At 70.7% G+C, this 25,577-nt stretch carries 26 protein-coding genes; 13 read left to right on the top strand and 13 right to left on the bottom strand.

Annotated features, from left to right (window positions below; all coding sequences use genetic code 11):
- Positions 1–26: 26 nt before the first annotated feature.
- The 4 genes from WG922_RS10520 to WG922_RS10505 form a co-directional block, all read right to left on the bottom strand.
- Positions 27–518: a DUF456 domain-containing protein gene (locus WG922_RS10520; RefSeq protein ID WP_340282535.1), complete on the bottom strand. Its 492-nt coding sequence runs from the start codon at positions 516–518 to the stop codon at positions 27–29.
- A 6-nt stretch (positions 519–524) separates the two neighbouring features.
- Positions 525–1,793 (bottom strand): FIST signal transduction protein, encoded by a 1,269-nt coding sequence (locus tag WG922_RS10515; RefSeq protein ID WP_340282534.1) that lies wholly within the window; start codon positions 1,791–1,793, stop codon positions 525–527.
- Between the two features lie 18 nt (positions 1,794–1,811).
- Positions 1,812–2,582: a PhaM family polyhydroxyalkanoate granule multifunctional regulatory protein gene (locus WG922_RS10510; protein WP_340282533.1), complete on the bottom strand. Its 771-nt coding sequence runs from the start codon at positions 2,580–2,582 to the stop codon at positions 1,812–1,814.
- A 115-nt stretch (positions 2,583–2,697) separates the two neighbouring features.
- The gene (locus tag WG922_RS10505) at positions 2,698–3,183 is read right to left on the bottom strand and encodes a copper chaperone PCu(A)C (RefSeq protein ID WP_340282532.1); all 486 of its coding nucleotides are present in this window, start codon (positions 3,181–3,183) and stop codon (positions 2,698–2,700) included.
- A 90-nt stretch (positions 3,184–3,273) separates the two neighbouring features.
- Between WG922_RS10505 and WG922_RS10500 the strand changes: the two genes are divergently transcribed.
- From WG922_RS10500 to otsA, 4 genes are all read left to right on the top strand, one after another.
- Complete coding sequence (locus WG922_RS10500) at positions 3,274–3,687, top strand: VOC family protein (RefSeq protein ID WP_340282530.1); 414 nt, start codon at positions 3,274–3,276, stop codon at positions 3,685–3,687.
- A gap of 83 nt (positions 3,688–3,770) precedes the next feature.
- Entirely contained in the window at positions 3,771–4,508 is a 738-nt protein-coding gene (otsB, locus tag WG922_RS10495) for a trehalose-phosphatase (protein ID WP_340282529.1), read from the top strand.
- Complete coding sequence (locus WG922_RS10490) at positions 4,505–6,298, top strand: glycoside hydrolase family 15 protein (RefSeq protein WP_340282528.1); 1,794 nt, start codon at positions 4,505–4,507, stop codon at positions 6,296–6,298. The genes otsB and WG922_RS10490 overlap by 4 nt, the downstream gene beginning before the upstream one ends.
- 24 nt (positions 6,299–6,322) lie before the next feature.
- Positions 6,323–7,732, top strand: coding sequence for an alpha,alpha-trehalose-phosphate synthase (UDP-forming) (gene otsA / locus WG922_RS10485; RefSeq protein ID WP_340282526.1), 1,410 nt, complete (start codon positions 6,323–6,325; stop codon positions 7,730–7,732).
- Positions 7,733–7,744: 12 nt separating this feature from the next.
- Here otsA and WG922_RS10480 read toward each other — a convergent pair whose 3' ends face one another.
- Positions 7,745–8,755 (bottom strand): fumarylacetoacetate hydrolase family protein, encoded by a 1,011-nt coding sequence (locus WG922_RS10480; protein ID WP_340282525.1) that lies wholly within the window; start codon positions 8,753–8,755, stop codon positions 7,745–7,747.
- A 91-nt stretch (positions 8,756–8,846) separates the two neighbouring features.
- Here WG922_RS10480 and WG922_RS10475 point away from each other — a divergent pair, with 91 nt between their 5' ends.
- The 4 genes from WG922_RS10475 to WG922_RS10460 all read left to right on the top strand — a co-directional run bounded on the left by WG922_RS10475 (position 8,847) and on the right by WG922_RS10460 (position 11,943).
- Positions 8,847–9,623, top strand: a complete 777-nt coding sequence (locus tag WG922_RS10475) for an IclR family transcriptional regulator (protein ID WP_340282524.1) — start codon at positions 8,847–8,849, stop codon at positions 9,621–9,623.
- A gap of 446 nt (positions 9,624–10,069) precedes the next feature.
- Complete coding sequence (locus WG922_RS21985) at positions 10,070–10,693, top strand: DUF3108 domain-containing protein (RefSeq protein ID WP_445322816.1); 624 nt, start codon at positions 10,070–10,072, stop codon at positions 10,691–10,693.
- A 114-nt stretch (positions 10,694–10,807) separates the two neighbouring features.
- A complete protein-coding gene (locus WG922_RS10465) occupies positions 10,808–11,080 on the top strand; it encodes a BTH_I0359 family protein (protein WP_340282521.1) in 273 nt (90 codons plus the stop codon).
- A gap of 125 nt (positions 11,081–11,205) precedes the next feature.
- Complete coding sequence (locus WG922_RS10460; protein ID WP_340282520.1) at positions 11,206–11,943, top strand: ChaN family lipoprotein; 738 nt, start codon at positions 11,206–11,208, stop codon at positions 11,941–11,943.
- Between the two features lie 315 nt (positions 11,944–12,258).
- On the opposite strand, the gene WG922_RS10455 is transcribed toward WG922_RS10460, so the two are convergent.
- Positions 12,259–13,593, bottom strand: coding sequence for an aminotransferase class III-fold pyridoxal phosphate-dependent enzyme (locus tag WG922_RS10455; RefSeq protein WP_340282519.1), 1,335 nt, complete (start codon positions 13,591–13,593; stop codon positions 12,259–12,261).
- 108 nt (positions 13,594–13,701) lie between these two features.
- Between WG922_RS10455 and purU the strand changes: the two genes are divergently transcribed.
- The 3 genes from purU (at position 13,702) to WG922_RS10440 (ending at position 17,041) form a co-directional block, all read left to right on the top strand.
- Entirely contained in the window at positions 13,702–14,550 is an 849-nt protein-coding gene (purU, locus tag WG922_RS10450; RefSeq protein WP_340282518.1) for a formyltetrahydrofolate deformylase, read from the top strand.
- A gap of 69 nt (positions 14,551–14,619) precedes the next feature.
- A complete protein-coding gene (locus WG922_RS10445) occupies positions 14,620–15,486 on the top strand; it encodes a LysR substrate-binding domain-containing protein (RefSeq protein ID WP_340282517.1) in 867 nt (288 codons plus the stop codon).
- Positions 15,487–15,550: 64 nt separating this feature from the next.
- Complete coding sequence (locus WG922_RS10440) at positions 15,551–17,041, top strand: FAD-linked oxidase C-terminal domain-containing protein (RefSeq protein ID WP_340282515.1); 1,491 nt, start codon at positions 15,551–15,553, stop codon at positions 17,039–17,041.
- A gap of 31 nt (positions 17,042–17,072) precedes the next feature.
- Here WG922_RS10440 and WG922_RS10435 read toward each other — a convergent pair whose 3' ends face one another.
- From WG922_RS10435 to tsaB, 3 genes are read right to left on the bottom strand one after another with little or no spacing between them, the layout of a single operon-like run.
- A complete protein-coding gene (locus tag WG922_RS10435; protein ID WP_340282514.1) occupies positions 17,073–18,035 on the bottom strand; it encodes a uracil-DNA glycosylase in 963 nt (320 codons plus the stop codon).
- A 12-nt stretch (positions 18,036–18,047) separates the two neighbouring features.
- The gene (gene rimI / locus WG922_RS10430) at positions 18,048–18,515 is read right to left on the bottom strand and encodes a ribosomal protein S18-alanine N-acetyltransferase (protein ID WP_340282512.1); all 468 of its coding nucleotides are present in this window, start codon (positions 18,513–18,515) and stop codon (positions 18,048–18,050) included.
- Complete coding sequence (gene tsaB / locus WG922_RS10425; protein WP_340282511.1) at positions 18,512–19,228, bottom strand: tRNA (adenosine(37)-N6)-threonylcarbamoyltransferase complex dimerization subunit type 1 TsaB; 717 nt, start codon at positions 19,226–19,228, stop codon at positions 18,512–18,514. Before tsaB ends, rimI begins: the two co-directional genes overlap by 4 nt.
- A 61-nt stretch (positions 19,229–19,289) precedes the next feature.
- On the opposite strand from tsaB, the gene dacB reads away from it, so the two are divergent.
- A complete protein-coding gene (gene dacB / locus WG922_RS10420; RefSeq protein ID WP_340282510.1) occupies positions 19,290–20,732 on the top strand; it encodes a D-alanyl-D-alanine carboxypeptidase/D-alanyl-D-alanine endopeptidase in 1,443 nt (480 codons plus the stop codon).
- 199 nt (positions 20,733–20,931) lie between these two features.
- Here dacB and WG922_RS10415 read toward each other — a convergent pair whose 3' ends face one another.
- From WG922_RS10415 to purE, 4 genes are read right to left on the bottom strand one after another with little or no spacing between them, the layout of a single operon-like run.
- Positions 20,932–21,888 carry an SGNH/GDSL hydrolase family protein gene (locus WG922_RS10415; protein ID WP_340282509.1) on the bottom strand — a complete coding sequence of 319 codons (957 nt, stop codon included), beginning with the start codon at positions 21,886–21,888 and terminating at the stop codon, positions 20,932–20,934.
- A gap of 52 nt (positions 21,889–21,940) precedes the next feature.
- A complete protein-coding gene (locus tag WG922_RS10410; protein ID WP_340282508.1) occupies positions 21,941–22,933 on the bottom strand; it encodes an L-threonylcarbamoyladenylate synthase in 993 nt (330 codons plus the stop codon).
- Between the two features lie 8 nt (positions 22,934–22,941).
- Positions 22,942–24,126 carry a 5-(carboxyamino)imidazole ribonucleotide synthase gene (locus WG922_RS10405; protein ID WP_340282507.1) on the bottom strand — a complete coding sequence of 395 codons (1,185 nt, stop codon included), beginning with the start codon at positions 24,124–24,126 and terminating at the stop codon, positions 22,942–22,944.
- A complete protein-coding gene (gene purE, locus WG922_RS10400; RefSeq protein WP_340282506.1) occupies positions 24,123–24,620 on the bottom strand; it encodes a 5-(carboxyamino)imidazole ribonucleotide mutase in 498 nt (165 codons plus the stop codon). The genes WG922_RS10405 and purE overlap by 4 nt, the downstream gene beginning before the upstream one ends.
- A gap of 51 nt (positions 24,621–24,671) precedes the next feature.
- Here purE and trxA point away from each other — a divergent pair, with 51 nt between their 5' ends.
- Positions 24,672–25,568 carry a thioredoxin gene (gene trxA / locus WG922_RS10395; RefSeq protein ID WP_340282505.1) on the top strand — a complete coding sequence of 299 codons (897 nt, stop codon included), beginning with the start codon at positions 24,672–24,674 and terminating at the stop codon, positions 25,566–25,568.
- The last annotated feature ends 9 nt before the right edge of the window (positions 25,569–25,577 follow it).

The raw sequence follows: 25,577 nt of genomic DNA, 5'->3' as shown, positions 1-25,577 counted from the left end.
CCACCGGAAGGCGGCAGGGGGGGCACTCAGGGCAGCAGCAATGCGACCAAGTAGATGCCGACCATGACGAAAGCGAGTGCCACCTTGGCGACCATGCCGACCATGAGGCCGATCCAGGTCGCGATCCCGACCCGCATCGCCCGGTGCTCGTCGCGCCATGCGAGCCACTCGCCGACGGCGGCACCGACCAGCGGCATGAACAGCACGCCGACGAAGCCCATGAAGATCCCGGCGACCGTGCCGAGTGCGGCGCCGATCACCGCCTTGCGGCTCGCCCCGGCCCGACGCGCGCCGAGCACGCCGGCTGCGTAGTCGGCCACCCAGCTCAGGATCGCGAACAGGACGATCGAGGTCAGGGCAAGCGCGCCCACGCGGGTGAAGTCGTCGATCCAGGCGCCGAGCACGATGCCCGCCAGAACCAGCGCCGTGCCAGGCAGTGCGGGCAGCACGGTGCCCGCCACGCCGGCGACGATGAGCACCGTGCTCAGGATCCAGAGAAGCAGGCTGCCGAGATCCACCTCCGCTCAACCCCGATCGGTGAACACCGTCAGCACGCCGGTGTAGCCATACAGGTGGTGGCGCGCAATCTCGCCGCCCGCGAAAAAGCCGACCAGCGGCACCTCGCCCAGGGCATGGCGCACGATCTGCAGCTCTGCGCTGGGGCCGCCGAAATGCGGGCCGCCGCGGCCCGCGCAGCTCACGTAGACGGCGCCTGCGATGCGGCGCACCGGGCTGGGCGCAGCCAGCGCCTCGTGTGCCGCCAGCGCCGCCGCCACCGGAAGGCTCATTTCCTCGGGCTCGAGCTCTTCGCGAATCTCCGCGCAGATGCGCATCAGGTCGGCGCGTGCCGCGCGGGCATTGCGCTGGCAGAAGGCCATGGACATGCCGACTTCGACCTGGTCGGCTACCGCCACCCCGCGACGCCCGGGGTCGAGGCCGATGATGTGCCGCACCAGCACGTCGTTGCCGAAGCTGCCGGTGCGCCCGACGGCGCGCGAGCCGCCCGAGGTCAGGCCGACCATCGTGGCCCGCAGGGTCGCCATGGCCTGCTGCGGCTCGTCCAGCGATATCCGCAGCTCACGCAGCAGCACATCGAGCGCCGGCTCGGTGTCCAGCGCAAGGATCACGTTGCCTTCGGCCGCAGTGATGCGCTTGTGCCCGGCCACGGGCTGGCAGCCCTGGGTAACCCGCGAGACCAGCGCCACGTCTTCTCCGAACGCCACGCCGGAGAGGCCGCCGCTGAACACGCCGCTCGCCGCGCCCTGGCCGCGGATGTTGCCGTTACCTCCCACCGCGAACTGCACGGTGCGGCTGCGGCTGGCGGCCAGCCCGCCGAACAGGTAGCCCGTCGTGGTGCGCCCCGCCACCTCGGCCAGCAGTTCGGGCAGCTCGGGCGTCCCGGCATCTGCATGCACCAGCGCCGAGTACGCCTCGAAGCCCATGCCCTCGCCCGTGCCCAGCGGGGCCACCCCCGAGAACACCCGGTACTGGTGCGGCGGCAGCGCGCAGAGCATCACCGCCAGCGCCGGCTCGTCGAAATACTCGACGTTGCTCGAGCAGATGCCCACTCCCACCGTGCCGGCCCAGTCGATGACTTCGGGCAGCTCCGCGGACAGCAGATCGAGGATGGCATTCGCGTGCTCGGCGTAATGGTCCGTGATGTAGATCAGGCCCAGCGTCGGGGCGCCGGCGTACTCGGGACGGGCCATCTGCGCGCGCAACTGCGCCAGCACCAGTCCGGCCGCCATCGGCCACTGCGGGTGCGTGGCGTGGCCAAAGGGAAACAGCTTCATGGGGTGTCCCGCCGTCCGTCAACGCGCGCCGCCGGCGCCGCGCTTGGCCGCGGCGCTGCTGCGCGGGCTCGCCTTGCGGGGGGCACCGGCGGGGCTGCGCGCGGCGGACTTGCGTGCGGGCGCTTTCGCGCTGCGGGGTGCCGGTGCGGCACCGGCGGCGGGCGCCATGGCCTCGGTCATGCGGCCGGCGTTCTTCAGGGCTTCCTGGGCCATGCCGGTGGCCATGTCGCGCGCGGCTTCCATCGGGCTGTTCTGGTTCGCTTCCTTGAGCGCGGTGGCGGCGATCTGCTGGAACTGCTGCGTCAGCGCCCCCCACCACTGCAGCGGATCCACCAGCTGCGCGGCGCTGCCATCGGACCCGCCCGCGGGGCTCGTCGTGCGGGCTGCGCCAGGAGCTGCGGACGCAGGCGCTGCGGCCGCGCTCGATGGGGACGGCGCCGCCGGTGCCGACTTCGGCGCCGGGGGTGCCGCCTGCGGCGTCACCTTGAGCGATTCGGCGAGGTCGGACATGGTCACGTCCATGCCCTTGAGCGTCGCCAGTGTCATCCGCTGCACCTCCAGTGCCTGGATGGTGGCGCCGAGCGCCTTGCCGTTCTGCTCGAGCCAGAACATCACGGCGCGCAGCTCGGAGATGCGCCGGTCCAGCTCCTCGACACTCAGGGTCGGTGCCACCCAGCTGGACAGCCCGGGCATCTGGGGCATGGCGTCGGACGCGCCCTTGGCCAGGTTCTGCAGGAAGTCGAACCCGGGTACGAATTTGCCGAAGCCGAAATTCTGTGCGTCGCTCATCGAAAGCCCCTCGCTGGTGTTCGGAAAACCAGCTTATCAGGCCAGCCCTCGATCGCGGTGCCGCGTAACAAAATCGGCACCGCGATCGGGCGCGACGGATGCGCCGCAGCGGTGGTCAATGCTTGTGGTGGTGCCCGCCGGCCGCCGGCGCACCGGCAGGCGCGCGTGCGCTCACCGGCAGCTCCAGCGGCAGCCGCTGCTCGCCGCCGCTCGCATCCCGCAGCAGCAGCGTGACCGGAACGCGGGTGCCCGCCTGCAGCGGCGCTTTCAGGTCCATCAGCATCAGGTGCAGCCCGCCGGGGCGCAGCTCCACCGCCTGGCCAGCGGGGAGTGCCAGCGCCGGCAGGGGCCGCATGCGCATCACGTCGCCATCCATCTTCATCTCGTGCACCTCGACGTGACCCGCCACGGGCGAGCTGGCGCCCACCAGTTGCAGGGCTTGCGCCGCCGTGAGGCGCATGAAGGCGCCGGAGCTCGTCTGGCCCGGAACGCTGACGCGGGCCCAGGCGTGCTCGACCTGAAGCGGCGCCTGCGCCGTAGCAGCAGCCGCCGTGAGAAGGGACAAGGCGAGCGCACAGCGGCGCGCGGCGTGAGAAAACATGGGATCGGTCCTCGAGTTGCGTGGGCCGCCACTGTCGCAGGAGCGGGCCGCGCCGATTATCCGGCCGGCCCACCTTGTTAAGCTGGTGCGATGCGCAGCCTCTTTCACCTCGCCTTCCACGTCAGCGACCTCGATGCCGCGCGCCGCTTCTACGGCGGCGTGCTCGGATGCGCCGAGGGCCGCAGCACGGACACCTGGGTCGATTTCGACTTCTTCGGGCACCAGCTGTCGCTGCACCTGGGCACGCCCTTCACGACCAGCCGCACCGGACTGGTGGGTGACCAGAAGGTCCCCATGCCGCACTTCGGACTGGTGCTGGAGCTGCCCGACTGGGAAGCGCTGGCCGAGCGGCTGCGCAGCGCCGGCACCCCGTTCGTGCTGGAGCCGCAGGTGCGCTATGCCGGCGAGCCCGGCGAACAATGGACGATGTTCTTCCTGGACCCGAGCGGCAATCCGATCGAGGTCAAGGGCTTCCGTTCGCTGGAAGGGCTGTATGCGCGCTGAAGCTGCTTGTGAGCGAATTCCTACGTGCGCAAGGGTCCGCCCCGGCTGCCTGCCCTGACGCTGCTGGAGTACTGTTGCCACCGATGACTTTCTCGGATTTCCTCGGGCCGGACTGCGCCCTCTTCCTCGATTTCGACGGCACTCTGGTGGACATTGCTGCGCGGCCGGAGGCCGTGGTCGTGCCGTCGGGGCTGGTCGATATGCTCACCGGCATTCGTGCGCTGCTGGACGGTGCCGTGGCCGTGGTCAGCGGCCGTCCCATCGAGCAGCTCGACCACTTCCTGCAGCCCGCACGCCTGGCCGCCGCCGGCGTGCACGGCGCCGAGCGCCGGCGCGGCGACGGCAGCATCGCGCTGGTGGAGGTGCCGGACCTGGGCGCGGTGATCGATGCTGCGCAGGCGCTGACGCGCGAGCATCCGCAACTGCAGCTCGAACACAAGCGCGGATCGCTGGCGCTGCACTACCGCCAGGCACCGCAGCTCGAGCCGCTGTGCCTGGCGGCCATGCAGGCGGCGGTGGACCGGACGCCGGGCCTCGCCTTGCTGCGCGGCAAGATGGTGCTCGAGGCCAAGCCGGCGGCTGCCAGCAAGGGCCACGCCATCGAGGAGTTCCTGCGCGAAGCGCCGTTCACGGGGCGGCGCCCGGTGTTCGTGGGCGACGACATCACCGACGAGGTCGGGTTCTCTGCGGTCCAGCGGCTCGGCGGCGTCGGTGTGAAGGTCGGCGAGGGTGCCAGCGTCGCGACGCACCGCCTGAACGACCCGGGCCAGGTGCGCGACGGCCTGGCGCAGGCGCTGGCTGCGGCGAGGGTGCGCCGATGACGCAGGCGACGCGGCCGTCGCTGGACCTCGGCGTCATCGGCAACTGCGCCTTCAGCGCGCTGGTCGATGCCCGCGGTGCGATCGTCTGGTGCTGCCTGCCGCGCTTCGATGGCGACCCGGTCTTCAACGCCCTGCTCGATCCGAGCGAGAACGGCAGCACCTGGGCCATCGAGCTGGAGGATTTCGAGCGCAGCGAACAGCAGTACGAGCCGAATACGGCCATCCTTCGCACCCGGCTCTACGACCGCCAGGGCCAGGGTATCGAGATCAGCGATTTCGCGCCGCGGTTCATCAACCGCGGGCGCACTTTCCGGCCGCTCACGCTGGTGCGGCGTGTGAGCGTGCTCGGCGGCTCCCCGCGCATCCGCGTGCTGCTGCGCCCGCGCTTCGACTGGGGGCGCCAGCGGCCCACCATTACGCAAGGCAGCAGCCACATCCGCTACGTGGGGCCGCACACTGCGCTGCGCATGAACAGCGATGTGCCGCTGTCGTACATCCTGTCCGAGTCGTTCTTCGTCGCCGACCGATCGATGAACTTCATCCTCGGGCCCGACGAAACCCTGCTCACCGGCATCGAGGACACGGCACGCGGTTTCGAGCAGGAGACCAGCGCCTACTGGAAGCACTGGTCGCGCGCGCTGTCGGTGCCGCTGCAGTGGCAGGACGCGGTGATCCGCGCCGCCATCACGCTGAAGATGTCGCTGTTCGAGGACACCGGTGCCATCGTGGCCGCCATGACCACCAGCATCCCGGAGGCCGCGGACAGCGGCCGCAACTGGGACTACCGCTTCTGCTGGCTGCGCGACGCCTTCTTCGTGGTGCGCGCCCTCAACAGCGTGTCCGAGGTCGGCACGATGGAGGACTACCTGCGCTGGCTGAACAACGTGGTGGTGCGTTCGCGCGGCGGGCACATCCAGCCGCTGTACGGCATCGGGCAGGAAGCCCACCTGTCCGAATCGGTGCTCGAGCACCTGCCCGGCTATCGCGGCATGGGCCCGGTTCGCGTGGGCAACCAGGCCGCCGAGCACTTCCAGCACGACGTCTACGGCAATATCGTGCTCGGTGCCGCCCAGGCCTTTCACGACCACCGCCTGTTTCGCCGCTCGGGGCGCATGGAATTCGGTTATCTCGAAGCGGTGGGCGAGCAGGCGTTCCGGGTGCACGACCAGCCCGACGCGGGCATGTGGGAGTTGCGCACCCGGGCACGCGTGCACACCTCGTCCTCCCTGATGTGCTGGGCGGCGTGCGACCGGCTGTCGAAGATCGCGCAGACGCTGGAGCTGCCGCAGCGGGTGCTGTACTGGCGCGAGCGCGCCGATCTCATTCGCGAACGCATCCTGCGCGAGGCCTGGTGCGAAGAACGCGGCGCATTCGCGGAGAGTTTCGGAGGGCGCGACCTGGACGCCAGCGTGCTGCTGATGGCCGAGGTCAACTTCATCGAGCCGCACGATCCGCGCTTCATCTCCACGCTGGCGGCGCTCGAGCGCCACCTCTGCGACGGACCGTACATGCGGCGCTACGAGGCGCCCGACGATTTCGGCCGTCCCGAGACCGCCTTCAACATCTGCACCTTCTGGCGCATCGACGCGCTCGCCCGGGTGGGCCGCCACGCCGAAGCGTGCGAGATATTCGAGCAGATGCTGGCCAACCGCAACCCGCTGGGCCTGCTGTCCGAGGACACGCACGAGGCCACCCGCGAGCTGTGGGGCAATTTTCCGCAGACCTATTCCATGGTCGGACTGATCAACGCGGCCACCCGCCTGTCCACCAGCTGGGACAGTGTCATCTGACCCGGCCCCCTGGAGAAATCTCGAATGCCCCGCCTCGTCGTCGTATCCAACCGCGTTGCCGATCCGCGCAAGACCGCTGCCGGCGGGCTCGCGGTGGCGCTGGCGGAGTTCCTGAACAACACCGGCGGCATCTGGTTCGGATGGAGCGGAAAGGTCGTCGAGACTGCCGCGGGTGGCGACACCGCGCTGCACACCCAGCAGGCCGGCCCGGTGAAGCTCGTGACCATGGACCTCAATCGCGAGGACCACGACGCCTACTACCTCGGCTACTCCAACGGGGTGCTCTGGCCGGTGTGCCACTACCGGCTCGATCTGGCCGACTTCGAGACCAGCCACATCGAGGGATACCGGCGAGTCAACCAGCTGTTCGCGCGCAAGCTCGCGCCGCTGCTGCAGCCCGACGACATCGTGTGGGTGCACGACTACCACCTGATCCCGCTGGGAAGCGAGTTGCGCGCGCTAGGGTGCCAGCAGCGCATCGGCTTCTTCCTGCATGTGCCGCTGCCACCGCCGCCGATCTTCGCTGCCATTCCGGGGCACGACTGGCTGATGAAGGGACTGTGTTCGTACGATCTGGTCGGCCTGCAGAGCGAAGAGGACCACGAGCACTTCTGCAGCTACATCACGCGCGAGGCCCACGCGCAGCCGCTGGGCGAGGGCCTCTGGCGGGTATTCAACCGCACGCTGCGGGCCGGCTCGTTCCCGATCGGCATCGACGTGGAGGAGTTCGCCGCCCTGACCGCGGCGCCCGAAGCGCGCGAGATGCACGAGCGCATGAAGCGCGAATACTCGCTGCGCAAGCTGCTGGTGGGCGTCGATCGCCTCGACTACTCCAAGGGACTGCCGCACCGGATGCGCGCGTTCCGCGAACTGCTCAAGCGCTATCCCGACACCCACCGCAGCGCCACTCTGATCCAGATTGCCTCACCCAGCCGCGAAGACGTCAGCGCCTACACGGACATCCTGCACGAGCTGGAGAGCCTGTGCGGCTCGATCAACGGCAACTACGGCGAGCTCGACTGGATGCCGGTGCGCTACATGCACCGCACGGTCGCGCGGGCCAAGCTGCCCGGCCTCTACCGCGCCAGCCAGGTGGCGCTGGTGACGCCGCTGCGCGACGGCATGAACCTGGTAGCCAAGGAGTTCATCGTCGCCCAGGACCCGGACGACCCGGGCGTGCTGGTGCTCTCGCGCTTCGCCGGCGCGGCCGAGCAGCTGCGCGAGGCGCTGATGGTGAATCCCTACGACGCCGAAGGCACCGCCGAAGCGATCCACATCGCGCTGCAGATGCCCCGCGAGGAACGCAAGGAGCGCCACGCTGCCCTGCTGGCCACCTGCAAGCGCTGCGACGTGCACTGGTGGTGCGACACCTTCCTGCAGTCGCTGGCGAAAGCGCAGGCGCAGGAAACGGGCACGCCCTGGCTGCGCTTGTGAGTTCCACCGCGGTCAGGCGGCGGCCACGATCTCCTGCTCGATCGCGCCGAAGATGCTCTGGCCGTCGCGGCCTTTCATCTCGATGCGGATCGTGTCGCCGAACTTCATGAACGCGGTGCTGGGCCGTCCGTCGAGAAGAGTCTCCATCGCGCGCTTCTCGGCAATGCAGCTGTACCCCTTGGGCCAGTCCATGCTGCCGCCGCTGCCCTGCACCGCCTTGTTGCTGACCGTGCCCGAGCCGACGATGCTGCCCGCGCGCACGTTGCGTGTCTTGCACAAATGCGCGATCAGCTCGCCGAAATGAAAGTCCATGTCGGCACCGGCCTCGCAGATGCCCACCTTGCGGCCGTTCCAGCTGCTGTGCAGGGGCAGGTGCAGGCGTCCGCCCTGCCAGGCGTCACCGAGCTCGTCCAGCGTCACGGCCACCGGGCTGAAGGCCGTCGCGGGCTTGCTCTGCACGAAGCCGAAGCCCTTGTCGAGTTCGGGCGGTACCAGGTTACGCAGGGTGACCTCGTTGGCCAGCATGACCAAGCGCACCCCGTCCAGCGCCTGCTCGGGCGACGCGCCCATGCGCACGTCGCCCGTCACCACCGCGATCTCCGCCCCGAAATCGATGCCCCATTCCTCGCGCGCAACCACCACCGGATCACAGGGGCCAAGCAGCTCGTCGCTGGCGCCCTGGTACATCAGCGGGTCCGTGGCGCAGCTCGCGGGCACCTCGCTGTTGCGCGCGGAGCGCACCAGCTCCACGTGGTTCAGGTAGGCCGTTCCGTCGGCCCACTGGAAGGCCCGCGGCAGCGGCGCCATGCAGCGGGCGGGGTCGAACGGAAACGCGTGGCGTGCGCGGCCGTGATTCAGCGCGTCGAAGAGGTCCTGCAGCTGCGGCGAGAGGAAGTTCCAGTCGTCCAGCACCTGCTGCAGGCGCGCTGCAATGCCGGTCGCATAATGAGCCGTGCTGAGATCGCGCGATACGACCACCAGCTGGCCATCGCGCGAACCGTCCTTGTAGGTGGCGAGCTTCATGCGGCTTGTCCCCGGAGATGGCGGTGCGCTAGAGTCCCGCCGTTACGCTATGCGAAATGCATTTAACTAAACGAAATTGTACGGGACGGCAGTGAAGGAACGCGCAGGCATTCAATCGGTAGAGGTCGGGTTCGCGCTGCTGCAGGTGCTGGGCCAGGCACGCGGGCCCCTGATGCTGCGCGACCTGGCCGCCGCAGCCGGCATGAGCGCAGCCAAGGCGCATCGCTACCTCGTGAGCTTCCAGCGGCTCGCTCTGGTCGTGCAGGACGCCGCGAGCACGCGCTACGACCTCGGGCCCGCCGCGCTGCGCCTGGGACTCGCGTCGTTGTCCCGGCTGGATGCCGTCAAGCTCGCGCGCGAGCGCATGCCGCAGCTCACTGCGCAAATCGACCACACCCTGGCGCTGGCGGTCTGGGGCAACCATGGGCCGACCATCGTGCACTGGGAAGAGTCGGCCAACGCCGTGACGGTCAACCTGCGCCTGGGCGACGTCATGCCCCTGCTGGCTTCGGCCACCGGCCGCTGCTTCGCCGCCTGGGCTCCCCGCGATGCCATCGCGCCGCTGCTCGAAGCCGAACTCGCCCGCGCGCGCCGGCAAGGGCTGCGCGACATGCCGGCCACCATGTCCGAAGTGGAAGCATCCCTGGCCGAAGTGCGCGCGCGCGGCATCGCCCGCGTGGTCGAGGTGCTGCTGCCCGGCGTGACGGGGTTCTGCGCGCCTGTGTTCGACGCCGACGGCCATCTCGCGCTAGGCATGGTGGCGATGGGCCCGGCCGGCACCTTCGACGCAGATTGGGACGGCGCGGTGGCCACCCCGCTGCGCGCGGCGGCGGTGCGGCTGTCGAGCGACCTGGGGTGGAGCGGATGACTGGCGGGGTGCGGTCCTGGGGTGCCGTGGCGTTGCTGGCGCTGCCGGTGGCGCTCGCACACGTGGCGTTGCTCGGAACGATTGCGTCACCGTCAGGGGCGCCGTCACCGCAACCGGCGAGCGGGCCAGCGCCCGCAGGCGCCCCCCTGACCGTGCGGCAGCTGCACGCGCCGGCGCCGCAGGTCGCCGCCACCGTGCCGCCGGGAATCGTCCGCGTTGGCCACCGTCCCGAGCCCCACGCCGCATCGGTACCGGCAGCTGCTGCCCTTTTGCCGGCAGTCGAGACCGATAGCGGACACCATTTCGCCCCCGGACACGCGCAGGCTGCGCCACCGCAACTCCCGCAGATGGCGGCCGCGCCCGGTGCTTCGTCACCGCCGGCCACCGCCTCTGGCGAGGTCTCGCCGCCCGCCGCGGCACCTTCGCCAGCCAAGGTGGCGCCCCCCATGCGCCTGCGTTACGAGGTCCGCGCCTCCACGCACGGCATCGAGCTGTCCGGCCAGGCCGTGCTCGACTGGCGGCATGACGGCCAGCAGTACGACGCCCGGCTGGAGCTGCGCGTCGCGCCCCTTCCCACCCGCACCCAGCACAGCACCGGCCGCATCACGCCACAAGGTCTGGCGCCGACCCGTTTTTCCGAGCGGCGTCGCTCCGAGGAAGCCGTGCATTTCGAGCACGAAAGCCGCAAGCTCGTGTTCAGCAACAACCGTCCGCAGGCCGACCTGGAACCCGGGGCGCAGGACAGGCTCAGCGTCCTGCTGCAGCTTGGCGCCCTGTTCGCCGGACGCAGCGCTTTGCCCGCTGTCGGCGACCAGTTCGCATTCCAGGTCGCCGGCGTGCGCGACGCCGACCCCTGGACCTTCAGCGTGGAGCAGATCGACGAGACGCTGCAGTTGCCGGGTGGAACGCAGCGCGCCGTGCGGCTGCTGCGCGGACCCGTCGGCGAGCACGACCTGCGTGTCGAGCTGTGGCTCGCACCCGCGCTGGATTACGCACCCGTGCGCTTGCGTCTGACGCAGGCCACGGGGGAATGGGTCGAGCAGCGATGGTCCGGGACCGACAGGCCCTGATGCGGCCCGGCAATACGCTGAAAAGCATCTGTCAGGCCTCGTGGACCCCCGGGACCTCCTTGAAATCCAGACGGGGTGGAGCCACCTGTGGCGGCAAGAAGGGAATCCAGCACCATGCAAATGCTTTATGACTCCGATTCGTTCGTCGTCGTGCACATGCAGGCGAACGCCCCGGCGGACGGCGAACCTGAACCGAGCATTGCGCGCCACGGTTTCGAGATCGTCGATAAGCGCTCCAACAAGGAGGTCTACCTCGATGGCAGCTGGGCCGAGGCCTTCCAGCGCCAGATCAACGCCTGGCAGGTGAACACGCCGACCCAGGAAGAAGTCGAGGAGACGCTGGACGGCTATGCCGAACTGGCCCAGAACCCCCTCGTGATGCACTGACCATCCATGCCGCCGCGCCGCTCCGCCACGCGGCGGATCCCCGCATCGCACGCCCTCTTTCCACCTTCACCTTCATCATTTCCCCGATTCTTCGGCTCCCCTGCATCCCTGCAATCACGTACCCGGTGAAGCGGCTGGCTGGGGCGCTGGCCTGCGCTGCCGCCCTCGCAGGGTGTGCGGCGGTGCCCGATGCCGCGCCCGCTCCGGGCGACGTGGACCTGCTGCTGCTGGGCGAACAGCACGATGCGGCATCGCACCAGCGCCTGCACCGCGACACCGTCAGCGATCTCGCCCGCAGCGGCCGGCTCGCGGCGCTTGCCCTGGAAATGGCCGAGCGCGGTGCGACCACCGCCGGGCTGCCGCGCGACGCCTCCGAAGACGCGGTACGCGAGGCCTTGCGCTGGAACGAACAGGGCTGGCCCTGGGAGCGATACGCGCCGGCCGTAATGGCGGCCGTGCGCGCGGGTGTGCCGGTGGTGGGCGCCAACCTGCCCCGCGACGCCATGCGTGCGGCCATGGCGGATGCCACGCTGGACACCCTGCTGCCACCGCAGGTGCTGGAGCAGCAGCGCAGCGCCATGCGCAGCGGCCACTGCGGCCTGCTGCCCGAGACGCAGGTGGCTCCCATGGCACGCATCCAGATCGCCCGGGATCGCGCGATGGCCGACACGCTGGTCGATCTCGCGCGCCGCGGTGCCGTTGCGGTGCTGGTCGCCGGCAGCGCACACGTGGACGAGATCGCCGGCATTCCGCGCCATCTCCCTGCCACCCTGCGCGTCGGCACGCTGGCGTGGCCGCCCGAGCCGCCGCAGAAGGACTACTGCGCCGAGTTGCGCCAGCGCATGCGGCCTGCAGCGCGCTGAGCACACGGCTGCAAGTGGGGCGGGCGGGTCTCGCCCCGGCGATCCGCCAGCGGCAGGGCACAGGCACAGACGCTGCCCCGCAGCTGGAGGGGCGTTCGGCTTCACGCGACCGGCTCAGGCAATCGGCAAGGCATGCCCCACAGGCCGCGGCGTGGGTGCGCCGACTCGGGTTTCGTCCTGCCTCCGGCAGCCCACGTCAAGCTTGCTTCAGCCCGCCGGCCACGCAGCCCGTCTCGCGCCGGTCGCGCGGGCTCTCGCGCACCTAAATCCGCTGCAGCGTCCGGCGGCGGCCCGCCAGACGCGGGCATCGCGGTATCAGGCGTGGCGGCGAATCGCGTCGGCCAGGGTGTTGACCAGCTGATCGATGTGCGATTTCTCCACGATGTACGGCGGCGCGATCACGAGCACGTCGCCAGCCGGGCGCACCAGAGCGCCGTGCTGGAAGCAGTCGAGGAAGACGTCGTAGGCGCGCTTGCCCGGGGTGCCGGCGATCGGCGCGAGCTCCACCGCCGCGGCGCAGCCCAGGCTGCGGATGCCGATCACGTTCGGCAGCCCCTTGAACGTGGCGTGGAACGCGTCGCCCAGCTGCTTGCCCATCTCGGCGGCGCGTGCGAACAGTCCTTCCGCTTCGTACAGGCGCAGGGTCGCCACGGCCGCCGCGCAGGCCACCGGGTGCCCCGAGTAGGTGTAGCCGTGGAAGAACTCGACCATGTATTCGGGCGCGTCGGTCTTCATCATCTGGTCGTACAGCTTGTCGCGGCAGATCACGCCACCCAGCGGAATCACGCCGTTGGTCACGCACTTGGCGAAGGTGAGCATGTCCGGCACGACGCCGTAGAAGTCGGCGGCGAAATTGGTGCCCATGCGGCCGAAGCCGGTGATGACCTCGTCGAAGATGAGCAGGATGCCGTGCTTGTCGCAGATCTCCCGCAGCCGCTGCAGGTATCCCTTGGGCGGCAGGTACCAGCCCGCACTGCCCGCGACCGGCTCCACGATCACGGCGGCCACGTTGCTCGGGTCGTGCAGCGGCAGGATGCGCTGCTCCAACTCGAGCAGCGGGTCCTCTTTCCAGACCGGGTCTTCGCCGTGGATGGTGGCGTGGTTGACCGGGTCGTGGATGAAGCGCATGTGGTCCACGCGCGGCAGCAGCGCCGTGCCGTAGGCCTTGCGGTTGGCGGGGATGCCCCCCACGCTCATGCCGCCGAAGCCGACCCCGTGATAGCCGCGCTCGCGGCCGATGAACACGTTGCGGTGGCCCTCGCCGCGCGCGCGGTGGTAGGCCAGCGCCACCTTCAGGGCGGTGTCCACCGCCTCCGAGCCCGAGTTGCAGAACAGCACCTTGTTCAGGTCACCGGGGGCCATGGCAGCGATCATGCCGGCCGCTTCGAAGGCGCGGTCGTTGGAGGCCTGGAACGCGGTTGCGTAGTCGAGCGTATCGAGCTGCCGCTTGATGGCCTCGTTGATCGGCGAGCGGTTGTGGCCCGCGCCGACGCACCAGAGGCTGGAGATGCCGTCGATCACCTGGCGCCCGTCGTGCGTGGTGAAGTGCATGCCGTCCGCGCCGACGAAGACGCGTGGCTCCTTGCGGAAATGCCGGTTGGGCGTGAAAGGCAGCCAGTGGTTGCCGGTGTCGAAGTCGTTGTAGGCCATGCCAGTCTCCTTCTTGCGTTCGCTTGGCGAGCGGCCATTGTGCCGCCGAACGCGGAGCCTGCGGCAGCCGACAGGGCCGGGGCCGGCCGCTGCGACAATCGGCCGGTTATGAGCCATGCCTACATCCTCACCCTCTCGTGCCCGGACCGGCCGGGCATCGTGCACGCCGTCTCGGGTTTCCTGCTCGAGCGCGGCGGCAACATCGAAGAGGCCGCGCAGTACAACGACCACGCCACCGGCCTGTTTTTCATGCGCGTGCAGTTCGCCTGCGAGCGCTGCTCGCACGAGGAGCTGAAGACGCAGTGGCGCGAATTCGCGCAGGCCTTCGGCATGCACTGGCAGTTGCACGCCGCCGAGCAGCCGATGCGCACCGTGCTCATGGTCAGCCGCGAGGGGCACTGCCTGAACGACCTGCTGTTCCGCTGGAAGAGCGGCCTGCTGCCGCTGGACATCCGCGCCATCGTGTCGAACCACCGCGACTTCTACCAACTCGCGGCCAGCTACAACGTACCCTTCCACCACATTCCGGTCAGCGGCGCCAGCAAGTCGCAGGCCGAGGCCCGTCAGTACGAGATCATCGAAGCCGAAGGCGCCGAGCTGGTCGTGCTGGCGCGCTACATGCAGATCCTCTCGGACGAGCTGTGCCGCAAGCTGGCCGGGCGGGCCATCAACATCCACCACAGCTTCCTGCCGAGCTTCAAGGGCGCCAAGCCCTACCACCAGGCCCACGAACGCGGCGTGAAGCTGATCGGCGCCACGGCGCATTACGTGACGGCCGAGCTGGACGAAGGCCCGATCATCGAGCAGGACGTGGCCCGCGTGGACCACAGCAAGACCGTGGAAGACCTCACCGCCATCGGCCGCGACACCGAAAGCCTGGTGCTGGCGCGGGCCGTCAAGTGGCACAGCGAGCACCGCGTGCTGCTGAACGGCCACAAGACGGTCATCTTCCGCTGAGCGCACCGGCATTGCTCGGGCTGCCGCAGATGCACACCATCGCAGAGACGAAAACATCCGGGTGACCCGATGAGCCGCATCCCGCCGATCCAGTGCCTGCTCACCTTCGAGGCACTGGCGCGGCTGCGCTCGGCGACCCAGGCGGCCGACGAGCTGTGCGTGACGCCCAGCGCCGTGAGCCACCGCATCAAACAGCTCGAGCAGATCCTGGGCACCAAGCTGTTCGGCCGCGCCGACTTTTCGCTCACGACCGAAGGCAGCGAATACCTGGCGCACGTGCGCGAAGGGCTTGCGGCCCTGGGCCGCTTTCCCGGGCGCGAGGGCGAGGCCGGCAAGCGCAAGCTGCGCGTGGCGGTGACGCCCACCTTCGCGCGCAGCGTGCTCATGCCGCGCCTGCGCAGTTTCATCGACGCCTATCCCGAGGTCGATCTCACGCTGCAGGTGTCCATTCCGCTGCTGGACGTCGTGGCCGAGGATGCCGACCTGATGATCCGGTTTGGAACCGGCCGCTACGCCGATGTCGAGCACCTGTGCCTCATGACGGACGAAGTCACGCCGCTGGCCGCGCCGGGTTACCTGCGCGAGAACGGCCCCTTCGAGACGCCCGAGGACCTGCTGGCAGCCAAGCTGATCCGCAGCCCGCTCGAGCCGTGGCGCACCTGGTTCCTCGCCCACGGCACCGACGCCCCCGAACCGGCGGACGGTTCCTCCTTCAACGACATCGGCCTCATGTGCGACGCCGCCGCGCAGGGGCTGGGGGTGGCGCTGGTGCGGCTCAAGCTCGGCCAGCCCTGGCTCGAGGACGGCGCGCTGGTGCGGATCTCCGAGCGCAGCGTGCCCAGCCCGCACGCGCACTACCTCTGCTGGCGCGCCGGCACCCTCGAGCGCTGGGAATGCGCAGCCTTCGCCGACTGGCTGAAGAAGTCGCTGGCGTGAATTTCAGCGCGCCGCTGAAATAGCTTCACGCGGCGCGGCATGCGGCCGCTTCTACACTGGCGGCATGAACGCACCGCAAGACCATGCCTCGCTGCGGGCCGCGCGCCAGCGCGAAGTGGTGCAGGCGCTCGCCCCGCTGTTGCCGGCAGGCTGCCTGCTCTGGACGCCCGAGGACACCACCCCCTACGAATGCGACGGCCTCACGGCCTACCGCCAGCGGCCGCTGGCGGTGGCCCTGCCCGAGACCGAAGCGCAGGTGCAGGCGGTGCTGCGGGCCTGCCACGCGCTGGAGCTGCCGGTGGTGGCACGGGGCGCGGGCACCGGCCTGTCGGGAGGCGCCATGCCGCACGGCGAGGGCCTGACGCTGTCGCTCGCGCGCTTCAACCGCATCCTGTCCATCGACCCGGCGAGCCGGACGGCGCGCGTGCAGTGCGGCGTGCGCAACCTCGCCATCAGCGAAGCCGCGGCGCCCCACGGCCTGTACTACGCGCCCGACCCCTCCAGCCAGATCGCCTGCACCATCGGCGGCAACGTCGCCGAGAACTCCGGAGGCGTGCACTGCCTGAAGTACGGCCTCACCCTGCACAACGTGCTGGCGGTGCGCGGGTTCACCGTCGAGGGTGAGCCGGTGGAGTTCGGCAGCGCCGCGCTGGACGTGCCGGGCTTCGACCTGCTGAGCGTGGTGGTCGGCAGCGAAGGCATGCTGGCCGTCACCACCGAAGTGCTGGTGAAGCTGGTGCCCAGGCCGCAGCTCGCGCGCTGCATCATGGCCAGCTTCGACGATGTGCGCCGCGCCGGCGATGCGGTGGCCGCCGTGATCGCCGCCGGGATCATCCCGGCCGGGCTGGAGATGATGGACAAGCCCATGACCGCCGCAGTCGAGGACTTCGTCCACGCCGGCTACGACCTTGCCGCCGAGGCCATCCTGCTGTGCGAGAGCGACGGCACCCCCGAGGAGGTCGAGGAGGAGATCGGCCGCATGGCCGAGGTGTTGCGCGCGGCCGGCGCCACCGCCATCGCGGTCAGCCGCGACGAGGCCGAGCGCCTGCGCTTCTGGAGCGGCCGCAAGAACGCCTTTCCCGCCTCGGGGCGCATCAGCCCCGACTACATGTGCATGGACTCGACCATCCCGCGCAAGCGGCTCGCCGACATCCTGCTCGCCATCCAGGAGATGGAGCGCAAGTACGGCCTGCGCTGCGCCAACGTGTTCCACGCGGGCGACGGCAACCTCCATCCACTGATCCTGTTCGATGCCAACGACGCAGACCAGCTGCGTCGCTGCGAACTGTTCGGCGCCGACATCCTGGAGACCAGCGTCGCGATGGGCGGGACGGTGACGGGCGAACACGGGGTGGGCGTGGAGAAGCTCAACTCGATGTGCGTGCAGTTCGCGCCCGAGGAGCGCGAGCAGATGTTCGCAATCAAGCGCGCCTTCGACCCCAAGGGGCTGCTGAACCCGGGCAAGGTGATCCCCACCCTGAACCGCTGCGCCGAATATGGAAAGATGCTGGTGCGCGGCGGCCGGCTGGCGCACCCGGAGCTGCCGCGGTTCTGAGCGGCCGCGGCCGCGCGCGGCGACTGCGCGCTCAGTGCTCGCCGCCCGGCACCACGGAATACGCCAGGCACAGGTCGGACCACGACCGCGCCTTGTCCGGCAGGTTGCGCAGCAGGTAGGACGGGTGGTAGGTGGTCACCACCGGGATTCCGGCGTAGCGGTGCACCTGCCCGCGCAGGCGGCCCAGGGGCTCGGCCGAGCCCGCCAGGACCTGCGGCGCGAACCGCCCCATCGCGAGGATCACCTTCGGCTGCAGCAGTTCGACCTGCCGGCGCAGGAAGGGCTCGCAGGCCGCCACTTCGGCGGGCTCGGGCATGCGGTTGCCGGGAGGGCGGCACTTGAGCACGTTGGTGAGGTAGGCGCCGCGCTCGCGCGAGACGCCGAGCGCGGCCAGCATGTTGTCCAGCAGAACCCCATCGTTGCCGGCGAATGGCTCGCCCAGGAGGTCCTCGCGCTCGTCCGGCGCGTCCCCCACGACCAGCCAGTCGGCAGTGCGGTCGCCGGCGCCGAACACGACCTTGCGCCGCCCCTCGCACAGGCCACACGCCCGGCACCCGGCGACCGCCTGCTCCAGGCCGGACCAGTCGAGTTGCGCCAGGGATGCCGTGCCGACGGTCGCGGCTTCGGCCTCGGCCGGCGCAGGTGCGCCGCCGGCGGTGTCGGCCGAGCAGGCCGGCGCGACCGCAGGTGCCTGCGGCTCGGCGCCGTCAGCGGCACCGGCCGTCACCGTCGCCCCGGCTTCGTCGGCGGCGAGTGGCCGCGAAGCACCGACTGCACCGCCCTGCGGCATTCGCAGGGGGCGCGCAGCGTCGGGCGCCGTCATTGCCTCAGCCGCGGAGCCGTCCGCGTGCGCATCGGGACGGCGGCGCGCTTGCGATAGCCCCGCGGCCGCAGCGCCCTGCACCTCTGGACCGGCGCCCGAGGGCGCGTCGAACAGACGCACGCCCATTTCGGCCAGCATCGCCCGCTGGCGTGCATCCAGTTCAAGTGCCATGGTGCTGCGGCTTCATAGTTTGCGGCTCATGACGATCGCGTCCTCGCGCGCACCACCAGCCGCCGGGTAGTAGGCCTTGCGCCGCCCGACGCTGCAGAACCCTTCCTGCTCGTAGACGCGCTGCGCCCGTGCGTTGCTCACGCGCACTTCTAGCCAGAGCCACTGCGCACCCTGGCCGCGCGACCAGGTCGCCAGCGCCTCGAGCATGCAGCGGGCCCAACCCTGTCCCTGGTGCTCGGGCGCCACGGTGATGTTCAGCAGGTGCACCTCGTCCACGCCCAGCATGGCGACGAAATACCCCAGCAGCGTGTCGCCCGCCACGAGCAGCTGCGCCTGGTAGCCGGCGTGCAGCGAGTCCTGAAAGTTGCCGCGGCTCCAGGGATGCTCGTAGGCTTGCGTCTCGACGGCCAGGACGGCGTCGAGCCACTGCTCGGTCATGGGCTCGAAGCCGGCTTCCGCGGGTCGGACGATGGCATTCATGGGGTCGGGGCGGCAGGGGCGGACGTGCGCGAAGCGAGGCGCTCCTGCGTGGTGTGGGCGACTTTATCGCGGATGTAGAGCGGCAGGGCCTGCTCGGGCGGCACCGCCGCGCCGGCAGCGATGAGGGCGGGCGCGAGCCGCAACAGCGCCGCCGCCGTCGGCAGCGCCGCGACCCGGGTGCCGCCCGCCGGCAGGCGCTCGCCATAGGCGTCGAACACGTTCCCCGCCAGCACGAAGCCGGGCGGGATCTCGAGCGCTTCGGGCCGTGCCACCGCGATTGGTCCGAGGCGATGCCAGAGCAGCCCGTCGAACCGGTAGGCCGCGCGGTACACCTCGTCCATGCGCGCATCGAGCAGCGCCAGCACCTGCACCGCGCCCGTGCGCTGCCGCGCCACCTCCGCGAGCGCCAGCGTCGTCTCCACCGGTACGAGCGGCAGCCCCGCACCCCACGCGAGGCCCTGGGCCACGGCGCAGGCCGTACGCAAGCCGGTGAACGAGCCGGGGCCCTGGCCGAACACGATGGCGTCCAGCCGCGTCAGCGGCAGGCCGGCTTGCCGCAGCAGGTCCATGGCGGCGGGGATCAGGGCGGCCGACGAAGCCCGACCGCCCTCGCCGGTGTGCTCCAGCAGGCGCGCGCCGCCGCCGTCGCGCCATGCAAGCGCCACCGATAGCGTCTCGGTGCTGGTGTCGAAGGCAAGCAGGTTGTGGGGCACGGGCGGGCTGCGGGGCAGGTCGGGCAGAGCCGGCGATTATCCCTGCCGCCCATAATCGCGCATGCCTGCCGCACCCTCGGCCTCCCCGGTCTCCCGCTCCTTTTCCCACCTGCTTCTGGCGACCGTTCTCGCCGCATGGTTCGCCATCGGGTCCGACCCGGCGCGGGCCACACCAGCGCTGCCGCCGGAACTCGAAGCCGCCCTGGTGCGCAGCCGGCTGCCGGCCGACGCCGTGACGCTGCTGGTCGCCGACGCCGACGGGCAGCAGGCACCGCGCCTGAGCCATCGCGCGGAGGTGCCGGTCAACCCGGCGTCGCTGGCCAAGCTGGCCACGACCTTCGCGGCGCTGGAGCTGCTCGGGCCCGCCTACAGCTGGAACACGCCGATCTACCTGGACGGCGCGGTGCAGGACGGAACGCTCAAGGGCAACCTCGTCGTCAAGGGGAGCGGCGATCCCCGCCTGGTGGTGGAGCGGCTGTGGCTGGTGCTGCGGCGCGTGCAGGGCCTCGGCATCCGCCGCATCCAGGGCGACATCGTGATCGACCGCTCCGCTTTCGACATCCCCGCGCAGGATCCCTCCGCGTTCGACGGCGAACCGCTGCGGCCGTACAACGCAGCCCCGGATGCGCTGCTGGTCAACTTCCGCTCCGTGCAGTTGCACTTCACGCCACTCGGGGGCAGTGCGCGCGTGCAGGTGGAGCCGACGCTCAACGGCGTGCAGGTGCCCACCGCCGTGCCGCTGGTGGGTGGGCCCTGCGGCGACTGGCGCGCACGCCTGAAGGCCGACTTCAGCGACCCGGCCCGGGTGCGCTTCGCCGGCGCCTACCCGCTCGCCTGCGGCAGCCGCAGCTGGCCAGTTGCGCCGCCGGACGGCGCATCGCACGCCGCCCGCGCGCTGGTGGGGCTCTGGCACGAACTCGGCGGCCGCATCGACGGCGTGGTGCGTGAGGGACGCGTGCCGCCCGGGCTGGAGCCCGTGGTCGAGGCCATGTCGCCGCCGCTGGCCGAGGTGGTGCGCGACATCAACAAATACAGCAACAACGTGATGGCCCAGCAGCTGTTTCTCACGCTGAGCCTGCAACGTCTGGGCACCGGCACCTGGGGCGGCTCGCGCGCGGTGCTGCAGCAGTGGTGGCGCGAGCGCCTCGGCGGCGAGCCGCCCGTCCTCGGCAACGGCTCCGGGCTCTCGCGCGAGGACCGGGTGAGTGCCGCGCAGCTGGCCCTGCTGCTGCAGCGCGCCTGGGCCTCGCCGCTGATGCCGGAATTTCTCGCCTCGCTGCCCGTGGCCGGTCTCGACGGCACGGCCCGTCGCACCGGGCTCGCGTCCACCGGGCTCGCGCACCTCAAGACCGGCAGCCTGCGCGACGTGACCGGCGTCGCCGGCTATGTGCACACCGCCGACGGCCGCCGCCGCGTGGTCGTCGCGATCGCCAACCACCCCGACGCGGGCGCCTTGCGGCCGGTCATCGACGTGCTGCTCGAGTGGGCTGCGCGCACGCCTTGAGGACGCATCGACGCGCCGTGGGCGCACGCCAGGACGCATCGAGGAGGACCGCCCCAAGGCTTCGGTGAAGCCCCCGGGAGGCATCGATACGCCAAACGACGCGCCGCGGGTGCTCGCACCAGGGAACGGCCTGAGCACGTTCCGGGCACCCGCCGAGCCTTGCGTGGAGACACGCGCCCTGGCACGGCCCGACGGTGCTTTACCAGCGCTGGCGGATGCGGTCGTAGGCGTAGTCGCCGAACAGGCGGTGGCCCACCGGGGTGAAGTACACCGGATCGGCGAACAGCCACTGGTCGGAGTTGATGCCGGCCTGAAGGTCTCGGGGGGCAACGCAGCGCGACGAGTTGACCTGACCGGCTCCGATGCCGATGCCCGGCCCCGGATCCACCGACGTGCAGGCCACGCCGGTGCTGTTGGCGATGCCGTAGCCGCCCGGCGATGCCGTCACCAGGTTGTAGTACAGCGCCGCATCGACATACAGCACGTTGCTGCCCAGATCGACCACGGACACCAGCATCGATTCGTTGAAAGCCGTCGTGAGCTGCTCGAGCAAAGCGCTCTGGCCGGTGGTGCGGCCCCAGGGCGAGCGCCCCAGGTTGTACGGCCCCACCACTACCACGTGCTCCGCGCCGGCGTTCACCAGACGGCGCACCTGCGCCCCCAGCGCGGCGCCCGCCTGCGCGAGGTCGGCGCGCGCCTGCGTGGCGTTCTGCGCACCGGCCGTGATCTGGCCCACTTCGGCGATGACGTCGCCGATGCCGGCATTGACCACCACCAGGTCGTCGGGGCCGATGCTGCCGCCGGCCAGGAAGGCATCGATCTGCTCGCTGACCGTGGGGGTGCCGAAGCTGCCGCTGGCGTCCGGCTCGGCCTGCACGCGGGCATGTCCGGTGGCGTAGCTGGTGCCGCCGCTGTCCACGGTAGCGAGCGACAGGCCGTATCGCTGGGCCAGCCGCTCCGACCAGATGTTCGCACCGCCGTCGTTGATGGTGAAGCGCGCGCCGGTCTGCCCGAGGTCGGCGGAAGCGTCGCCGAAGGCGACGATGCGTCGGGGCTGCAGCTGCGACTCGACCTCGCCACCGCCGCAGGCTGCCAGCAGCGCAGCAGACAGGCACGCGGCGGCGCCGAGGGCGCGGCGCAGGCGTTGGAATGCCATCGATGTTTCTCCAGGAATTCGGTTCAGGGGCTGCCGGGAAGTGTAGCGAGCGCTATGCCGCAGCCCGGCGCAGGCGGTCCAGCACGCCGGCCCATTCGGACGTGTCGGGCGGCTGCTCGATCCAGATCAGGCGCACGCCCGCATCGTCGAACGCGCGCAGCACCGCGAACAGCTCGCGCGCCGCGTCGTCGGCGTGCTGCGGCATGGCCTGGCGCAGCACCCCGGGCGCGGCGCTGCGCAGCGGCGCGCGCGACCACACGGCGATGCCCGACGCCTGCGCGCCCAGCACGTCGAGCGCATCCTGCAGCGCCGCCGCGTCCATCAGCCGCACCCGCGCCTGCGGCGCGTAATGCGACTCCAGCGTGCCCGAGGCCCGCGGTGCCGGCTCGGTGACTTCCTCGGGGCGCCACAGCCGCTCGCCGCAGGCCGCCTCGATGCGCGCGTGCGTGAGCACGCCCGGGCGCAACAGCACCGGCACGCCACGCGTGCAATCGACGATCGCCGACTCGATGCCGACCTCGCAGGCACCGCCGTCGAGGATGCACAGCGTCTCGCCGAACTCGTGCTGCACGTGCAGCGCCGTGGTCGGGCTGACCCGGCCGAACCGGTTGGCGCTGGGCGCGGCTAGCCCGGTGAGCGGCGGCTGCAAGTTCCCACAGGCGCGCAGCAGTGCCTGTGCCACGGGATGCGAGGGACAGCGCAGTCCGATCGAGCCCTGCCCGCCCGCGGCGGCTTCGGCCCGGCCAGCGCGGCGCGGCAGGATCACCGTGAGCGGGCCGGGCCAGAAGGCCTGCATCAGGCGCTGCGCGACGGGAGGAATGTCGTGCGCGTAGTGCCCGGCGGCGTCGGGCCCCGTGACGTGCACGATCAGCGGGTGGTCGCTCGGGCGCCCCTTGGCGGTGAAGATGCCCGCCACCGCGCGGCCGCTGTCGGCGTCGGCGCCGAGCCCGTAGACGGTCTCGGTGGGGAAGGCGACCAGTTCGCCGGCCGCCAGGCGGCGGGCGGCTTCGTCGATGGCTGCGGGTGCGTGGCCGTCGAGGATCACGCGGGCCTTCAGAACGGCGCGATGCCGAGCGCGGCACAGGCCTGCAGCGCGGCAGCGCGCACGGCAGCGGGCGTGGCTCCGGTGACCGTCAGGTGGCCCATCTTGCGGCCGCGGCGCGCCTCGGCCTTGCCGTACAGGTGCAGGTGCATGCCGGGCAGCGCCAGCACGGCGGCCCAGTCGGGCTCGCGCGCGGCGTCCGCGGCCTCACCTGCGTCGCCGGGGAACCAGAGGTCTCCGAGCAAGTTCAGCATGACGGCAGGGCTGTGCTGGCGCGGCTGCACCAGTGGCAGCCCGGCGAGCGTGCGCACCTGCAGCTCGAACTGCGAGACCTCGCAGGCGTCCAGGCTCCAGTGGCCGCTGTTGTGCGGCCGCGGCGCCATCTCGTTGACCACCAGCGCACCGTCCTGCAGCACGAAAAACTCGACGCACAGCACGCCGACATAGGCGAGCTGTTCGGCGATGGCGCGGGTGGCGTCGATCGCCTGCTGCGCACTATCGGGCGGCAGCACGCCCTCGAACACTTCGGTGACGGCCAGGATGCCGGCGCGGTGCAGGTTGCGCTGCGGCGGCAGGTGCACCATGCGGCCGTCCGCGCCGCGTGCCACCACCACCGAGCACTCGGCGGCGAGCGGCAGCATGCGCTCGAGCACGCAGGGCACCCCGCCGAGTTCGGCCCAGGCCTGCGCCAGCGCTTCACGCGAGGCGACGCGCACCTGGCCTTTTCCGTCGTAGCCCAGCCTGGCGGTCTTGAGGATGCCGGGCAGCAGGGCGTCCGGAACGGCCGCGAGCTGGGCCTCGTCGGCAATGGCCGCATACGGCGCGACCGGTACGCCGCAGCGCGTGAAGTGCGCCTTTTCGAGCAGCCGGTCCTGGGCGATGGCCACCGCCTCGCCGGTGGGCGCCACCGGCCGGTGGTCGGCCAGCTGCTGCAGCGCGCCGGCAGGCACGTTCTCGAACTCCGTGGTGATGGCGTCGGCCACGCGTGCGAGTTCTGCGAGGTTGCGCGTGTCGAGATAGTCGGCGTGCAGGTGCGTGTGGCTCACGCGCCCTGCGGGGCTGAGGCCGTCGGGGTCGAGCACGGCGGTGAAGTAGCCCATGCGCTGCGCAGCGTGCACGAACATCCGGCCGAGTTGGCCGCCTCCCATCACGCCGAGGGTGGCGCCGGGGAGCAGGGGTTGTCGCGAATCAGTCATGTGGCTGCGGGCGGCAAGGAGGTGGCACGGGCCGCCTCGGTCTGGCGCTGGCGGAAGGCGTCCAGGCGCTGGCGCAGGGCGGGGTCGGCCACGGCGAGCATGGCTACGGCGAAGAGGGCGGCATTCGCGGCGCCCGCCGCGCCGATGGCGAAGGTCGCCACCGGAATGCCCTTGGGCATCTGGACGATGCTGTGCAGCGAATCGACGCCCTGCAGGTGACGGCTGGCGACCGGCACGCCCAGCACCGGCACGGTGGTCTTGGCGGCCAGCATGCCCGGCAGGTGGGCGGCACCGCCCGCGCCCGCGATGATGGCGACGAGCCCCCGCTCGGCGGCGGCCTCGGCATAGGCGAACATGTCGTCCGGCATGCGGTGGGCCGAGACCACGCGGGCTTCGTGGGGCACGCCGAATTCCTGGAGAATCGCCACTGCGTGCTGCAGGGTGTCCCAGTCGCTGCCGGACCCCATCACGACGCCAACCTGTACCGTGCTCATGCCTGCATCCAAAAGGTATGAATCTTAATTTGCCAGCCCGAGCGAAACCGAATGATCGACGTCACCCTGGAAAACTTTGAAGCCGAGGTCATCGCTGCCTCCATGGAAATTCCCGTGCTGGTGGACTTCTGGGCGCCATGGTGCGGGCCCTGCAAGGTCATCGGCCCGCTGCTGGAAAAGCTGGAGGCGGACTACGCCGGCCGCTTCAAGCTGGTGAAGATCGATTCCGACCAGGAGCAGCAGCTCGCGGCAGCCTTCGGCATCCGCAGCATTCCGACCTGCATCCTGCTGATGAACGGCCAGCCCGTCGATGGGTTCATGGGCGCGCTGCCCGAAGGCAAGCTGCGCGAGTTCCTGGACAAGCATGTGCCGCCCGGCCCCGCCGTCGAGGAGGAGCCGGAACTTGCTGCCGAGCCCGAGCCGGAAGCCGGCAGCGACGCGCAGCTGGAGAAGCTGCAGCACGCTGTGGCGACCGATCCGGCCAACGACGACGCCCGCTTCGACTATGTCAAGGCCCTGCTCCTGGCCGGCCGGGCCGACGATGCGCAGCGCGCCTTCGCACCGCTCGCCGACAAGGCGGCCGGCGTGCGCCGCTTCGAGTCGCTGCAGCGGGTGATCGAGGCCATGACCTTCGCCGCCGGTCAACCGTCGCAGGCACTGGCCGATTTCGATGCCCGCATCGCCGCCAACCGGCGCGACTTCGACGCCCGCTTCGGACGTGCCCAGCTGCTGGCCGCGCGCCGGCAATGGACCGCCGCGATGGACGAGCTGCTGGAGATCCTGATGCGCGACAAATCGTGGAACGATGAGCTGGCACGCAAGACCACCATCGCCATCCTCGACGTGATCGAGCCGCCCAAGCCGAAGGTCGCCGACGGCCAGATTCCCCCCGACGATCCGACCGTGGCCACCTACCGGCGGCGCCTGTCGAGCGTGGTGCTGAGCTGAGTCGCGCGT

Origin of the sequence: Ramlibacter sp. AN1015, assembly GCF_037726105.1 — a bacterium.
Lineage (GTDB): Bacteria > Pseudomonadota > Gammaproteobacteria > Burkholderiales > Burkholderiaceae_C > Ramlibacter.
The sequence above is the reverse complement of the archived record's forward strand: the minus strand, read 5'-3'. Positions and strand labels throughout refer to the sequence as shown.